This window comes from Streptomyces sp. N50 (assembly GCF_033335955.1).
Lineage (GTDB): Bacteria > Actinomycetota > Actinomycetes > Streptomycetales > Streptomycetaceae > Streptomyces.
Window position 1 is genome coordinate 426,300 of sequence record NZ_CP137550.1, and the last position, 15,244, is coordinate 441,543.

Below are 15,244 nucleotides of genomic sequence, written 5' to 3' on the forward strand. Positions count from 1 at the left end.
CACGCCAATCATCCTGCCCCGAGTTCTTTACTCCTCCGATGTATCGCGGTTGCCTGCGTTCGCGTTCCTCACCGCGCATTCCGAATGCGGCCCACGGTTGACTCCCACCGGAAGGACGGCGCCGCATGCGCAAGGTCACGATCCGGCCCTTGCTCGGCGCTCTCCCGAGAGCACAGACAGCGCCCCACCCGCATCCGCGTCTCCGACCGACTCACCACCACGCCCGCGCCAACTGCCCCCGCACGAGCGCCTCGGTGTACTGAACGCAGGCATCAGGGGCAGCCGCGCACTGCTGAAGGGCACCGGCCTCAGCGCCCTGCCCGGCTCGCCCCTGATCGTCGTGGAGGCCATCCACGGCAATCCTGCTCAGGCGGCTCCCGCGACCATCTGTACTTCGATGACGCCGGGCCGCAGGCGACGGCCGCCAAGATCAACCTCCAACCTCCACTCCCCCACCGAAAGGGACACCCCATGAACACGAGTTCACTCATACGGGCCGGTGACGGCCAGGGAGCGGAGCCGGAGCCTGCTGTCTCCCACGACAGCACATACAGATCGTCAACCGCTGGTCGTGAAGTCGATGAAATCGTCTTCGCTCGGGTAGCCCGGGTTGGCAGCGGTGCCGAAGAGGCCGACGTCCTGGGTAGGGGCGGCGGAGGGGACGTTCGCGGTACTCAGTCGAGTCCAGTTGGTGCTGTCAGTGGAGTAGTAGCCGGTGAAGGTGGTGCCGGAGCGGACCAGCCGGATCCAACTGGGCAGGACGGGTTTGCCGACGCCGGAGCCGTTGGGTGCGGTGCCGGCGTCGAGCCGCCCGTCGCCGTCGGTGTCCCACTGCATGAAGTAGCCCTTCTTCGCGCTCACGCCCACGGTCACGAAGCCGGGCGAGTTGCTCGCGGCAGTGATGTCGTTGCGCACCATGATTCCGGTCTTGGCCCCGGAGTTCTGGTACCGCTGCCAGGTGACACGGACCGTCGTGACGGAACCGTCGTGCTCCGCGCCGGGGGCATAGAGCGCGCCGTATTCGTTCTTCGGTCCGTAGACGTCGGCGCCGGCCGCGCGAATGCCGAGTGCGGAGCCGACCTGTGAGAAGTTCGCGGGCTCCGGCGTAGAGGAGTAGGTGCGGAACGGGGCCCGAACGGGCTCGTCGAGCAGAACGGACGTGTGTCCGGCGGCCGAGCCGGTGGCCCGTGCCCCGGTGCCGGGGCCGGCGTTCCAGCGGAAGTGGGCGACGGCGTCGAGCCGGGCCGTCGGGAAGAGCTGGGTGATGGAGGCCGGTGGCGTGACACGGAAGGTGGCGCGGATCGTCGCGCCGGGCGGGACGGAGGCGAAGGAGGTGGGCGAGACGGGGGTGGCTGTCCAGCCCTTCGGGACGGGCAGGGCCACGTGGACACCGGTCGCGACGGCGGTGCCCCAGTTGGTGAAGTCCGCGTCGGCGGTGGTCTGTTGACCGGCCTCCAAGGTGCCGGGGGCGGTCACGGTGAGGCCGGTCTGCGGGCGTCCCGACGCCTTGCCCGCAGCCCACGGACGTACCCGGAACAGTGCCACGCCGTGCACGGGGACCGAGGCGGCGACGGTGGCTCCGCCGGACCGGGTGACCTCGTGCGTCCACAGGTTGTCGAGGCGGTACGAGGAGGACGCGGGCAGGCCGGCCGTGTCCGCGGCGATGGAGACGGTCTGTGCGACGGACCCGGTGTTGAACAGCCCCAGGATCACATCGCCGTTCGGCTCCGTTTTCGCGAAGACCTGCGTGGTCGCGCTCCTGCTCACCCGAGTGGCGTTGACGGTGTCCTGGTCCACGGCGATCACCTCACGATGCGCCAGCAGCTTCAGATCGGCGGCGTCGAGCCTGGTCAGGTCCGTGCCCAGCAGCAGTGGGGAGGAGGCCAGCGACCACAGGCTCAGCTGGGTCTGCCGCTCGTCGGGGGTCAGCCCGCCGTCGCTGCCGTTGCCGACCTCGATCGAGTCGTAGTCGTTGAACGCGCCGGAGCCGCCGAACGGTTGCCAGGCCGCGACCTGGTCGAACCGGGCCGACGTCCGCTGCCAGCTGGTCAGCGGGGTACTGGATCCGTTGACGCCGCAATAGCACTCGATGTCGCCGCCGGTGCGCCAGCCGTTGCTGGTGGCCTGCCAGGTGGCGGCGTCGGCGATGCTGAGCGAGTTGGAGAGCTCCAGGTGCATCGGACGACCGGTGGCGAGGATCGCCTGGTGCCACACTCGCATCTCGGGGCGGTTGTCGGCGGGGACGAGGCCGCCGCCGGGGCCGACGAAGTCCATCTTGATGTAGTCGACGCCCCAGGAGGCGAACAGGTCGGCGTAACTCTGCACGTACTCCTCCGCTCCAGGCTTGCTGAAGTCGATGCGGTAGGAGTCGTTGTGGGTGTTGCCGGGCTGTGTCGGATCCGCGATGTCCTGCATGTGGTACGCAGTGCCCTGGACCGGCAGGTTCTTCTGATACGCCTCGATCGGGATGCCCGGCGTGAGGTAGATGCCGAACTTGAGCCCCAGGCGGTGCAGATACGCGGCGAGGGCGGGGATTCCGTCGGGAAATCGCGCGGTGTCCCAGGCGTTTCGCCCGTAGGCGTCCAGATGGTCGGACCAGCCGGCGTCGATGTTGATGTAGCGGTAGCCGTAGCGCCGCAGCTTGTCGTGCATGACCCGCGCCTGGGCCTTGATCCCGTCCTGGGTCAGGCCGCTGCCTTCGCGCAGCGCGCTCCAACTGCTCCAGCCCATGGGCGGTGTGGGCGAGACGGGGGTGGCTACGTCCGTCGGGGCCGCGGATGCGGGCGCGGCCACCGCGGGCGACGTTCCCGTCGCAAGCCCAAGGAGAAGCAGTAAAGGCAGCAGACATCTGATCAATCTCGCGTACATCGAACGGCTCCTCAGAGTGGCCAGCGGAAACTTGCCTTGTCCTCACCGGTCGAACCGCACATGTTCTATGCGCCATCCACTGGTACGTCAACACATTCATCCGATGAATCACGAAGTGGCCCCCATGACGGCCAGGCAGGCGCACCTCTCACGCCGGGCACCGGGACTCCCCACTCACGGGGACCGAGCAGGGGTGGGGGGCGGAGTGTTTGTGAACCAGCGGTTATCGCGGGTGCCACCGCCACCGTCAGGGCGGTGGGACGAGGCGAGGTCTTCGCGCCGTCTGCGATGGCCGGGGCGGCCGGATCGCGGGCTGCCCCACCGGCGTGGCTGTGCTGGACCGACAGGGCACCACCGACTTCAGGCGGGGCGGGGGCGCGACGTCAGCGACCTGGAACTCCAACTCCGGTGACAGGACGGCTGGTTCGAGGCAGGGACGCACGATCCCGTACAGGCCACGCAACCGCCCCGCCGTGCACACCGGTCCCGCAGCCCCTCGGCACACCAGGCAACCCACGTCACCGATCCGGTCCTCAGCCTCGCGTACGCAGTCGGCCGGATTTCAACTATGCCGTTCCGTGTCGCTCGCGTATCAATGGGGATCGCAAGTTCCGACGGACCGTCAGATTCGATCCCCCGCAGTGTGCCCGCACCCACTCGGCCCGGGGTCGCCATCCCACACATGGCACTCCCACCACCGGGAAGGGACCACGATCCCCATGAAGCGATTAACCACAGGTGCGGCACTCACGGCTGGAGTCATCGCCGCCACGACGCTGGCCCTCGCGCCCTCCGCGTCCGCCGCGGTCACTCCGAGCTCCGCCACCATCACCGCCGCCTGCGGCATCTTCGGCGGCGGCGCGGCCACGCTGACCGCGACCCAGGTCAGCAGTACGTCAGCCACCGTCACCCTCAGTTCCACCGCCATCACCACGCCGCTCGCCCTGTCGGCGAACTCCATCAGCTCCACGCTCACCATGACCAACTCCACCGGTGCCAACCGGGTGTTCAGCGGCACCGTGAACCCGGCCATACCCGCTGGCGGAGCGGTCACCGTCGGTCCGCTACCCGGCACCGTGGCCGTCGGCGACAGTCTGGACTTCTTCAAGGGTTCGCTGAAGATGGTCATCTTCGGCATCTCCGTCACCTGCACGTCGAACGCCGCTCAGTCACCCGGCCCCTTCGTCTTCAGCTGAGCCTGCCGTGAGTGAGTGATTCGTTCCCGATGCCGCAAGAACTGACGGACCTGATGATCCGTCATGCTCTTGCGGCATCTCCACCGACCTCCAGGAACCGCCGCACCCGCGCCTGCGGAGAACCGAACTGTCGCTCCGGGCACACGACGCCCTGCCCGCACCGGGATCAGACCCCGGCAGGCTTCCGCCCGGAGCGATGCTCCACCGGCGCGAGATTCCCATGAGCGCCACGCACCACGGGAACACACAAAGGCGAGCTCCGGGAAACCACAGCCTTGTCACCGACCTGTTCATCCCCGGACAGCCACACGGCCGACTGCTGCTCCCCTCACCGGGATGCGCGGCCCGGCGACGCAGGTGAAGCCGAGCGCACCAGGCCCTCAGGCTCATCCCTTGCCCCTTCGGTGCGAGTCCCGGGCTCACCCCGCCTAAACTGCGGGCGTGAATTACAGCGAACTCGAGGCCGGCATCCTCCAGCTCATCACCGGAGCCACCGAGGACAGCGTTCGCGCCTTCGGCGAGCAGACGATGACCCGCCTGGTGCGGCCGGCGTTGCTGCACGGTGCCGCCGAGGACGAACTCACCGAAGAGGCGCGGGCGGCACTGACCACCGCCGGCGCGAACGTCCTGACCATCAGCGCCACCGAGCTGCACGACGAGCTCGCGACGATCTACGACGGCATCCTGGTCGATGACGATCTCGATACCGGAGTGCTCACTGTCATCAGTGCGTTGGCGCACTGGAAGAGCTACCTGGCACAGAACCGGCGTGGCGAACTCTACGAACTCGCCATCCGTTCCATCGAGGACGTCGACCACCAGGTCTCCGCCGACCTCGACGACATCCTCGCCACACCGGAGATGGCCGCCGAATACGAGCGCATGCGCCGACTGCTGGCCCCCGGCACGAAGTAAGGGCTCCGGACACACCCTGTACGGTCCAGGAATCCAGCCCGTGAGCTTCCCCATCCGCTCTGGACACAGGGCGGGCTACGACCTCTCATACGCTCACCGCGACGACGCGCGACCACCGGGCGGGACGTCCGTCACCGCTCAGTCCCCCACCCGTACCAGCCCGCTCTCGTAGGCGAAGATCACCGCGTGGACACGGTCCCGGAGGCCTAGCTTGGTCAGGATCCGGCCGAGGTGGGTCTTCACGGTCGTCTCCCCGACGAAGAGGCGGCCCGCGATCTCGCCGTTGGCCAGTCCCCGGGCCACCAGCCCGAGGACGTCCCGTTCCCGCTCGGTGAGAACCGCCAGGCGGCCACGCTGGGCGGACACGGACACGGGGGCATGCAGGACGAAGCGCTCGACCAGGCGCCGGGTCAACGACGGCGCCACCATGACCTCGCCCCTCAGCACCGCACGGACGGTCACCAGGATCTCCTCGGCGGGGGCGTCCTTGACCAGGAAACCGTTCGCGCCGGCCCGCAGAGCCGCGTAGGCGTACTCGTCGAGGTCGAAAGTGGTGACGACGAGTATGAGGGGCCCATCGGGCTGTGCGCAGAGGTGTTCGGTCGCTGCGAGTCCGTCGAGACCGGGCATACGGACGTCCATCAGGACGAGGTCCGGCTTCAGGGCGGCCACCTGCGCGATCGCCGCAGCGCCGTCGGCGGCCTCGCCCACCACGGTGAGGTCGGGCTGGCTGTCGACGACCATCCGCAGCCCCATCCGGATCAGCTCCTGATCGTCGCAGATCAGCACCCGCGACGACGGCGCGGTGCGCTGCGAGGTCGGGGCCGGGTCCCTCATGGGGTCGCCCTGATGGGCTCCGGCCTGCCGGGGCGCAGGGTTGCGGCGACCCGGTAGCCGCCGTCGGGTGTGGGCCCGGCGTCGACGCGCCCGCCGTACAGGGCGGTACGTTCGCGCATCCCGGCCAGTCCGCGACCCGACGGGAGTAGCGGTGCGGGACGTCCGGCGGCTCCGGCCGAGTTCTCCACCTCGACGCGGATCAGCCGCTCGGGCACCTGTCTACCGGTGTCGACCTGCACATGAACCGAGGAGTCCGGCGGCGCGTGCTTGACCACGTTGGTGAGTGCCTCCTGCACGATGCGGTACGTCTGCACCATGAGATCCGCCGGAAGGCCGCCGCGCTCCCCACGAACGTCCAACAGGGCGCGCCTGCCGCCCGAGTTGAGACGTTCGACCAGCCGCCGCAGATCGGCCGCGAGCTGTTCGCCGGCCGCGCCGGAGCCGGAGTCGCCGATCGAGGCGTCCGCGTCCGGGGTACGCAGCACCTCCAGCAAACGGCGGAGTTCGCCCAGTGCCTCACGGCCGGTCGCGCTGATGACGTCGAGCGTGCGATCGACGACGGCGGGGTCGACCTGCCGCATCAGCCTGCCGCCCTCGGCGTTCAGCACCATCACGCTCACACCGTGCGCGAGGACATCGTGGATCTCCCGGGCGATGCGCGCCCGCTCCTCGGCGACGGCGACCTTGGCCAGCGCAAGGCGTTCCGACTCGGCGAGCACGGCCCGCCGCTCGAACTCGGCAATATAGGCGCGCCGGGCACGGACGTACTCGCCGAACACCCAGGCCCCGGCCAACAGGAGCCCCACCGCGAGCGGAGTGAGCAGAGCCCCCCGGGCGCCCGGGCCGCCGTAGTCCCGCTGCCACGCGGGAATCCACAGCAGGACACAACCGGCCGCACAGACCACTGTCGCCGCGGCAGCCCGACGCAGGCCACGCACCGTGAGGGTGGCCAGGACCGCGGCCAGGGCGACGGCGCCGCGTCCCGGTTCCTGTCCCCAGACCTGTCCGAGGTACTGCGCCCAGAACCCGGCTGTCACCAGGGCCGCGACGAGCACCGGCCGACGGCGGCGCCACAGCAGAGGCAGCACCAGGACCAGGTAGACGCCCGCCTGCACCCAGACCGGACGCCACCCCGGCTGGGGGCGGATCACCGGGGGCACGGCAACCAGGACGATCAGCAGCAGGTCCGACAGCCACGGATATCCGCGCCGCAGGCGGGACAAGGTCTCGATCAGCTGTTGCACCGCCTCACGCTACGGCCGGAGTCCGCTCGCCTGCATCGTCCTGGCGGGCGTCACCGGGTCCTCCCCCGGTCGTACACGCACCGGCCGGGGATACGACGTGCGGCCACCCGGGGCGCTCCCACCATGGCCGCCATGTCGATCACCACCGAGTTCCTCAGACGCCCCCTCATGACCGGTGCCGTAGCCGCCAGTTCACGACGGCTGGCGCACGCCATGACCGAGGGCATCGGCCTGGAGCAGGCCCGGACCGTGGTCGAACTCGGCCCGGGTACCGGGGTGTTCACCGACGCGATCCTCGCCCGGCTCGGACCCGGCGCACGGCTCGTCGCGATCGAACTCAACCCAGTGCTCGCGGCACGGCTGTCCGCCACCCGGCGCGACGCACGGCTGACCGTCATACGGGGTTCGGCCGAGGAGTTGACCGCGACGGTGGGCGAACCAGCGGACGTGGTGGTCTCCGGACTGCCGTGGACGGTCATGCCGCGGGAACAGCGCGGGCACATCCTGGACGCCGTGGCCGAAGTCCTCACGCCTGGCGGCCGGTTCACCACCTTCGCCTATCTGCACGCGGCCTGGACTCCGCCCGCCCACCACCTCACCGCCGAACTCGCCTGCCGCTTCGACCGGTTGGAGCGCTCGAAGGTGGTGTGGGCGAACCTCCCGCCCGCCTTCGTGCACCGAGCCACCAAGAAGCGCTGAGCAACAGAGCGAGCGATCGTCACATGACACAGAAGGCGCGCGTCACGCCGGTCTGTCGGGAAAGGGGATGCGGCTCGGCTCGACGAACTCTTCGACCTGCTCATGGGTGGCGCTCGTCCCGCGATCATGATCGGTGCTTCCTCAGGCGCCTCCGGCAGATGAGCCCCCTGGCCAACGAGACGAAGGAGGCTGGGAGTTCGGTTCGGCGTTCCCGGCGGACTGCGAGACGCACGAACTGATGGAGCAGCGCGAAGGTCTGTTCCACGACGTGACGGAGCTTGCCCGGGCCCTTGATGTTCGGGGCGCTCCGGCGAGAGTTGGCCGACAGGACCCGGCGCTTGCGCAACTCCTCGCGGCGGGGGGGTCGTAGCCCTTGTCGCCGAGCAGCGAATCCGGGCGGCGGCGTGGCCGGCCGGGACGCCCGGCCACCGCACGTCACCCGGGCCGCTCTCGCCCCCACCCTTCAGCAAGCCGCGGCCGTCGCCAGGCGAAAGGTATTGCGTACGGTTCCTTTCGAATCACGGCCGCGATCAAGTGACGAGGTCAAGGTTCCGCTGGTGAGTGCGTCAGGCGTCCTGCCGAAAAACCAGGCAGCGGGGAACCATGCGGCGTCGGGATACTGGGCTGGTGAGCGACGCCATGGCTGAGTACGAAGGGGATGCTGACCAGCTGACGCGCAGGGTCTACCTCGGCCTGCGCGAGGACAGCCTCGACCCACAGGACGTCGTCGCCCTCGCCTGCGAACTGCTCGACTGGTTCCACTGCACCGACGCCATCCTGGAGGTCGTCGAACGGAACCCGGCCGAGGTGCCGCCGGCGGAGATGACAGCCCTGGCGCAGCGCATCCTGGACGACGCGGGCTTCGATCCCGGCTTCGACCTCGCTCCCGAGCGTCTGGAGATGTTGCGCGCCGCGCTGCGGATCGTGGCCCGCGACCTGCCCACGCGCGGGATCGAGGGCGAACCGGAGATCGAGATCCTGGAGGACTGGTTCCCGGTGGGAGCCGGTGTCCGGCTGGCCGATGGCGCACGGCTCAACTGGGGCGGCCCCATCCTGCCGAACATGTGCGACGACCCGACCATGGCGCTGACCGGCCTGGCGATCCTGATCCAGGAGAGCCTGCTCGAATGGACCTGGCAGGTCTGGCCGGTGTGCCCCCGACATGACCTCGGCGTCCACGGCTCGGAGCGGGAACGCGAGGCTGTGTGGTGGTGCGCGGGCGATGGCGGACACGTGCTTGCGCCGGTCGGTGAACTCACGCGCGCTCTCGGCCGCCGTCGTCCCAAGTAGCGCTGACGGCTGGGAATTCGGCGAGGGTGTCCCGAATGTCCGGGAGATCTCAGCTCATGAGAGCGAATCCGCGCGGGAGACGTCGCTGCGTAACTCATATCTGAGCATGTGGCCGCCGAGGTGGGTTCTGTCCTGCGAAGAGTGAGCCCTTCTTCATCCTGCGTAGTGATTCGCCTCGACGTGGCTGATGAGCGCGAGCGCCAAGCAAGCCCACGGTCGCCAGGTCGAGGCCTCCGCTGCCCGCTTCCGGACACCTGCTGACATCGCGGCCTTCACCCCCGACGACACCCATCGGGATATTGATGTCGTGCTGCTTCGGGCCGTCAGCCGGCCCGGGGCGGCACCGGCTCGCTGTTCTTCTCCGTTTCGATGACGTGGACGCACCGGTCGAGGGCGGCGGCCATGTAGCGGCGCCAGAGCGGGGTGAAGGGGCCGGCGAGGATCCAGCGTCGGCCGGGCAGCGGCTTGAACTCGTAGGTCCAGCGGATGAGTGTGCCGTCGCCGTCGGGGTTGACGTTGAACTCGCCCCGAGCTCCGGCCGCGAGGCGGGAGAGGACGTTCGTGAAGTTGGTCAGCTGGTAGGCGAAGCTGGATCCGGGCGTGTATTCGGTAATTTCTTCGTCGGCCTGGGAGCCGTCGTCGAACTGCGGGTTCCTTCGGGCGCCCGCGTGGTCCCAGGCCTCGGTCTGGTTCTTCACACCGCTGATCCCGGGAAACGGAAAGACCGGGCGGAAGACGGTGGGAAGGTCGACGGGGGCCAGGGTGCGGAAGGCGTCCTGGGGCGCTGTCAGAGTTCGCTGCTGGACGGTGATGGTGACGGTCCTGTCGTCGGGCTTGATGAGGAAAGTCGTCATGATTCAACTCGCAGCGGTGGTGGTGAGGGCCGGGAAGTCGGTGTAGCCGCGGTGGTCGCCGCCGTAGAAGGTGGCCGGGTCGGGCTCGTTGAGGGGCGCACCCGTGCGGATGCGGTGGCCAGCGCCGGGCGGCGTAGGCGTCCTCGACCGGCGTCGGGAACGGATGCTCGGGGGCCCGGCGGTAGTCGACCGACGGAATCGGCACCCCGCTGGCGGAGACGTAGCGCGAGACCGGTCCGTCGAAGAGGTCGATGGGGCCGAATATGTAACCGCCGCCGTGGAAGAACAGCACCGCCGGCCCCGCTGCGGCGCCGGTCTTGGCGTACCAGCGCATGGTGATCTGTGTGCCGTCGTCGGCGGTCGCGTGGTGCTCGGCGGTCGTGACGTCGGTCGGGATCGGCTGGGCCCGCAGAGGCGGCGCCGACGATCGGCTCCCACATGGCGCGGCGTGCGGGCACGTCGCCTACCGCCGGCGGTGTGGCGTGCGTCATGGCCTCGGCCATGGGGGCGAAACCCTGGGCGAACTCGGGGTCGAGACCGAGTGGCATGACTGTCCTGCCTTTGCGGCTCATGGGTCTGAGCTGGTGCGATGTGGAGGAGCGGTGGAGTCCCGGGCCAGGATCCGGCTGTGGACGGCATGAATGTGCCGGAGCTGCGCTCTGCCAGGCCTGGCAGAGCGCAGTCCCCCGCGATGGCCCGCTTGTTGGGAGACGCGACGCGATCGCCGTGCCGGAGAAGATCGCCTAGGTGAGAGAGGCGGCGGAGGGAAGGACGAGGACCTTGCCGGTGAGCGTGCCTTCTGCGGCCTCCGCGTGCAGCGCCGGCAGCTCGGCCAGCGGCACCCGGCGAGCGATGTCGACGTGCAGTGCTCCGGAGTCGACCAGCGTCACCAACCTCGCCAGCTGCGCGGCGTCGCTGTTGACGAAGAGGTTGACCCCGCGCACGCCTCGCTCCTCGTCGGAGGGCGCGGGCATCCACACCGTCGTGTTCACCACGACGCCGCCGTCGCGGACCACGGAGGTCAGCGCGGCCAATTCCATCGGGTCGACCGGCGCGAGGTTGAGCACGACGTCGACCAGCGCGGACAGTTCGGGGACCCCGTGGCCGAACACCTCATCGGCACCCGCCGTCCTGACGCGTTCACTGCTGCGCGGCCCGGCCGTGGCGATCACGTGTGCACCGGCGTGCTTGGCCAGCTGGACGGCGTAGCCGCCGACGGCGCCGCCCGCACCGTTGATCAGCACCCGCTGACCGGCAGTCAGCTTGGCGTGGTCGAAGAGGGCCTGCCAGGCGGTGAGCCCGACCAGCGGCAGCCCGCCCGCGTCGGCCAGCGGGATGCTCGCGGGCGCCGCCGTCAGCAGGCCGGCCGGTGCGAGCACGTACTCCGCCGCCGCGCCGGCACCGGTCATCGGCACGAACCCGACAACCTGGTCACCCGCCCTGACCCGGTCCGCTCCCTCGCCCAGCGCGTCGACCGTGCCCGCGACGTCGATGCCGGGGGTGTGCGGCAGGGTCACCGGGATGGGGCCCTGCATGAAGCCCGCGCGGATGTTGCCGTCGACCGGGTTGAACGACGTCGCGGCCACCCGGATCCGGACCTCCCCGGCCGCGGGGACCGGTTGTTCCACGTCCTCGTAACGCAGGACGTCCGGAGAACCGTACTCATAGAAACGCATTGCTTTCATGACAAATGCCGCCTTTCACGGTTGGGGATGTGCTTCAAATTTGAAGCATTGCGAGGCCTGGGCACGCCTGGGCTTTCGAGACAGTGCCTTCAGATGTGTGAGGGACGAGAGCCGCTAGGCGGCGGTCAGAAGCTGAAGCTTCCCGTGGCTCGGGGAACCGGGCACGGCTGTGAACACCAGGAGCGTGTGATGCTGCTCCGGATCCAACAGCATCTCGGCGTACAGCTCCAGCTCCCCCAACTCGGGGTGCAGGTAGCGCTTGAGGTCGTGATGATGGGTCACTCCCACCTCGTGCAACCGCCAGATGTTCGCGAACTCGGAACTGACCTCCAGCAGCGCCGCGACGATCTCGCCGGCCCTCCCGGTGGGATCCGCCGTGTACGCGTCCCGGATCTCCGCGGCGAAGACCCTGCCCCGTATCGGATGGTCCTCGACGGGGTACAGGCCACGGACCCGCCGGTCACCGGTGAACCAGCGGTAGACCAGGTAACGGGACAAGCCCGAGTACTGGGTGTAGTCACCGAGCAGAGCGACCGCCGGGCGCGTCTGCAGCAACGCCTCGCCGAGCCGTGACAGCACGATCGCGGGCACGTCCGAGAGACCGGCGACGATCCGCAGCATCGTGGGACCGATGCAATCGTCCCGAAGAACCCGTCGCGGTGCCGGGATCCCGCCCAGGACGAAGAGGTGGTCACGCTCGCTCTCGTCGAGACGCAGCGCCCGGGCGAGTGCGACGAGCATCCGCTCCGACGGCGCCGGACCTCGCTGCTGCTCGATGCGGCTGTAGTAGTCGGCGGACATCTCGGCCAGCGCCGCCACCTCCTCGCGCCGCAGCCCGCCGGTGCGGCGCCGCTGCCCGCGGGGAAGCCCGACATCCTCCGGCTGCAACGCCTCACGACGCGCTCGGAGAAAATCCGCCAGCAACGCCCGGTCCATCGTCCGACCTCCTCTGTTCGACAGCACAATCTTGACGCGAACCGGGAACCGGATGAAGGGCGGTTCTAACCACGGACAAGTTGTCCCTGGCTGGTGCTGTCACCACAGAGGTTCGCCGGGGCGGCGGCTTCAGCCGTTGCATGGACGGTGACGTCCGTTCCAGCTGCTGGGGGTGTGGTGGCTGAGACCGCTCCGCGTGCGCAGGTCGACCGACCAAGAAGGGCGCAAGGGTCGCCTGCGGATGCGGTGCCATGTCCAACGGTGGAGCAGGACGCGGAAGAGTGAGCAGTCCGGCAACACGACCTCACCGGGCCGGTCCGTGGACACCGTACGAGTGCTGGCCGCCGACGCGGTGCAGATGGCACGCGCCACTGCCAGGGACAGACATCGAGCGCCTCAGGGGTCTGTCATCGGCCGACGGAATACCCGCCGCCCGGCCACCGACCGCCGACGACATTCAAGAACTTCCTGAATCAGCCCGGAGCGGCGTCTCGTTCCGGCCACATCCACCGCGAGCTGGAACTTCGACCACCTGGGCCGCTTCGCGTCCCGCTACAGGGCGCGCTTCGGCGAGCTACCCTCCCGGACATTGCGTTCCGGGTGACCACGGCCCGCGCCATCGCCCCGCGCTGTGCGGGCAACAGACGCGCTCAGTGGTCCGCCTCTTCGGTCCGCCGCGCGGACATCGGCCGTACTGCTCGGGACCTTGACCGTACCGAACACACACCGATGAGACAGAACCTCTCAGAGGTGACCGTCCAGGAACTTCCGCAACTCGGCGGTGGTCATGGGCCCCGTGCCCTGCGCCACCGCCTCTCCCTCCTTCAGCAGGACGAAGGACGGGGCTCCGGTGATCCCGTATCGCTCGGTCGCGGCCGGACAACGCGTGATGTCGGCGCGGACGGCCGTCAGGCGGCCCGTGCAGTCGTCGGCGATACCACCCACGACGAGGTCCATCACCCGGCAGGGCTCGATGGCCTTGGGCCATGTCCCGGTGAAGTATGCGAGGACCGGGACTCCGCTCATCCCGAGGATGAAATCGAACTCCGCGTCCTCACGGGGTCGGTGAACCCGCGTCGCCATAGAAGCTCCTCACCTCACATTCCGTCATTCCCTCCCCATCATCCCTCGCGCGGTGTGCTCGCTCGGTCGTCCGGTCGGCCTGTCGGATCGGAAGGGAGGCGCGGGGTCGTGGCAGAGCCAACGGTGGTCCCCGGCGCGAGCGGCCCGGTCCCCCTCGCGACCCAGGTCTGGCCGCCCCGCCGAGGTCAGCGACAGCGATGAGCGCGTCGATGAGCGGGCCCGTGTGCATCGTCCGCCGGATCCTGTCGAGCCGTATCCGCCACCGCGCTTCTCAGAGACGGCGCCCCGACAGGCTTTCCGAGGCCGTGTCCGGTTCTCCCGTCAGCCCCCGGTCCCAGCTAGCTGGCTCGTGCCGCTCTTCGACGGGACGCATGAGTCAGCTGGTGCCGCCGAGAACGAGGCAGGATTCCTTGACTGCTCGCGGACGCGGTCGTTGACGCTCGAAGACCCGTCAGTCGGCCCGAAGACCGACCGCCAGGGTCAGTTCGAGGACCCGGTGTGGCGATGCGAGGTCAGGAAACAGCTCCCTCAGCTGCGACATCCGGTACCGGACCGTCTGGGGATGGACGAACAACGCCGCCGCCACCTCGTCCCGTCTGCCCTGGTGCAGCAGCCACTCCCGCAGCGTCTCCTCCAGCCGCCGTGCGGTCGCGACAGGCAAGGTCCGCAGGGGGGCGAGGGCTCGGGCACGCAGGTCTGCGAACGCGTCCGCGTCGGCGCTCAGCACCAGCTCGGGCAGATGATCCTCGGTGTCGCGGATGTCGGAGGAGAGGGAGCGCGCGCGTACGGCTCGTTCGTACGAGGCCGACGCACGGGTCCATGGCCGGGCCGGGCCGACCACGGCGGTACGTTCGGTCAGCTGCCGCAGGAGATGCGATCGGTCGGCATCGGGGACGAGCAGCACACCGGTGGCGTCCGGCAGATCGTCGAGGACGAGGGCGCCCGGGTCGAGCGCGCGGTAGGCGGGCCGGGCCTGGGCTGCGGGCAGCAGGACCGCGGTCAGCGAAACCGGAGGCTGCCACCCGGCCCGTTGGACAGAGGCCAGCAGCACGTCCGGGCTCGCGCCGGCGAGGAGGTCGCGGGCCAGGTGTTCCAGGTGGCGCTCGTGGTCCCTGCCCCGGGCGGTCAGTTCGTCGGCGTGGCCCGCGGCGCTCGCGGCGGAGAGCTCGTCGATGTAGGCGAAGGTCAGCTCGGCGAACTTGGCGACCTCGGCGGCGGGCAGACCCGCGGGTACGGCACCCGCCGCCAGGCATCGCCAGGCCACACGGGCGCCGACGCGGTAGGCGCTGAGCAGGGCGTCCATCGAACGGCCGTCGCGCACCTCGCCGCGGCCCAGCTCGTAGGCCGCGTCACCGGCGTCGCCGCCCGTCGCCTTCCCGCTCGCCAGGTCCAGGTAGTGCCCCAGGGCGGTACGGACCGCTCGGCGCATGGTGGCGCCCATGCGGCCCGAAAGGGCGTTGGCGTAGGGAGGGACCTCGTCGATGATCGCCTCGACGACCTCGTCCGCGGTGGTCCTCAGCGCGGCCCGAAGTGCGGTGACCGTCGTCTCGTCCAGGGCCAGTTCGCTGGCCCTCCGGACTGCATGGCTCATATTTTGTTCCCTGCGAACAATTCGGCCGACCAGATTTACGTCCTGC

12 protein-coding genes and 1 pseudogene are annotated in these 15,244 nt (G+C 69.5%); 4 read left to right on the top strand and 9 right to left on the bottom strand.

Features of this window, described 5'->3' with window-relative positions; genetic code table 11:
* Nucleotides 1–558: 558 nt before the first annotated feature.
* Nucleotides 559–2,793 (bottom strand): NEW3 domain-containing protein, encoded by a 2,235-nt coding sequence (locus R2B38_RS46490; RefSeq protein ID WP_318022243.1) that lies wholly within the window; start codon nucleotides 2,791–2,793, stop codon nucleotides 559–561.
* A 794-nt stretch (nucleotides 2,794–3,587) separates the two neighbouring features.
* Here R2B38_RS46490 and R2B38_RS46495 point away from each other — a divergent pair.
* Nucleotides 3,588–4,064 carry a hypothetical protein gene (locus R2B38_RS46495; RefSeq protein WP_318022244.1) on the top strand — a complete coding sequence of 159 codons (477 nt, stop codon included), beginning with the start codon at nucleotides 3,588–3,590 and terminating at the stop codon, nucleotides 4,062–4,064.
* 441 nt (nucleotides 4,065–4,505) lie between these two features.
* Nucleotides 4,506–4,979, top strand: coding sequence for a hypothetical protein (locus tag R2B38_RS46500; RefSeq protein WP_318022245.1), 474 nt, complete (start codon nucleotides 4,506–4,508; stop codon nucleotides 4,977–4,979).
* Between the two features lie 138 nt (nucleotides 4,980–5,117).
* Here the strand turns inward: R2B38_RS46500 and R2B38_RS46505 are convergent, their stop codons facing one another.
* Both R2B38_RS46505 and R2B38_RS46510 read right to left on the bottom strand, forming a co-directional pair.
* Nucleotides 5,118–5,816, bottom strand: a complete 699-nt coding sequence (locus R2B38_RS46505; RefSeq protein ID WP_318022246.1) for a response regulator transcription factor — start codon at nucleotides 5,814–5,816, stop codon at nucleotides 5,118–5,120.
* Nucleotides 5,813–7,060 carry a sensor histidine kinase gene (locus tag R2B38_RS46510; RefSeq protein WP_318022247.1) on the bottom strand — a complete coding sequence of 416 codons (1,248 nt, stop codon included), beginning with the start codon at nucleotides 7,058–7,060 and terminating at the stop codon, nucleotides 5,813–5,815. Before R2B38_RS46510 ends, R2B38_RS46505 begins: the two co-directional genes overlap by 4 nt.
* Before the next feature lie 132 nt (nucleotides 7,061–7,192).
* On the opposite strand from R2B38_RS46510, the gene R2B38_RS46515 reads away from it, so the two are divergent.
* Complete coding sequence (locus R2B38_RS46515; protein WP_318022248.1) at nucleotides 7,193–7,759, top strand: class I SAM-dependent methyltransferase; 567 nt, start codon at nucleotides 7,193–7,195, stop codon at nucleotides 7,757–7,759.
* Nucleotides 7,760–8,398: 639 nt separating this feature from the next.
* Nucleotides 8,399–9,049, top strand: a complete 651-nt coding sequence (locus R2B38_RS46520) for a hypothetical protein (RefSeq protein WP_318022249.1) — start codon at nucleotides 8,399–8,401, stop codon at nucleotides 9,047–9,049.
* Nucleotides 9,050–9,372: 323 nt separating this feature from the next.
* Here R2B38_RS46520 and R2B38_RS46525 read toward each other — a convergent pair whose 3' ends face one another.
* The 6 genes and pseudogenes from R2B38_RS46525 to R2B38_RS46550 form a co-directional block, all read right to left on the bottom strand.
* On the bottom strand, nucleotides 9,373–9,903 hold the full coding sequence (locus tag R2B38_RS46525) for an SRPBCC family protein (RefSeq protein WP_318022250.1): 531 nt from the start codon (nucleotides 9,901–9,903) through the stop codon (nucleotides 9,373–9,375).
* A gap of 178 nt (nucleotides 9,904–10,081) precedes the next feature.
* Nucleotides 10,082–10,237 (bottom strand): annotated as a pseudogene (locus tag R2B38_RS46530) (alpha/beta hydrolase); the annotation flags it as partial.
* A 409-nt stretch (nucleotides 10,238–10,646) separates the two neighbouring features.
* Nucleotides 10,647–11,588, bottom strand: coding sequence for an NADP-dependent oxidoreductase (locus tag R2B38_RS46535; protein WP_318022251.1), 942 nt, complete (start codon nucleotides 11,586–11,588; stop codon nucleotides 10,647–10,649).
* 114 nt (nucleotides 11,589–11,702) lie between these two features.
* Entirely contained in the window at nucleotides 11,703–12,524 is an 822-nt protein-coding gene (locus R2B38_RS46540) for a helix-turn-helix transcriptional regulator (protein ID WP_318022252.1), read from the bottom strand.
* Nucleotides 12,525–13,268: 744 nt separating this feature from the next.
* Nucleotides 13,269–13,607, bottom strand: a complete 339-nt coding sequence (locus R2B38_RS46545) for a thioredoxin family protein (protein ID WP_318022253.1) — start codon at nucleotides 13,605–13,607, stop codon at nucleotides 13,269–13,271.
* Nucleotides 13,608–14,058: 451 nt separating this feature from the next.
* Nucleotides 14,059–15,198 (bottom strand): helix-turn-helix domain-containing protein, encoded by a 1,140-nt coding sequence (locus R2B38_RS46550; protein WP_318022254.1) that lies wholly within the window; start codon nucleotides 15,196–15,198, stop codon nucleotides 14,059–14,061.
* Nucleotides 15,199–15,244 lie beyond the last annotated feature (46 nt).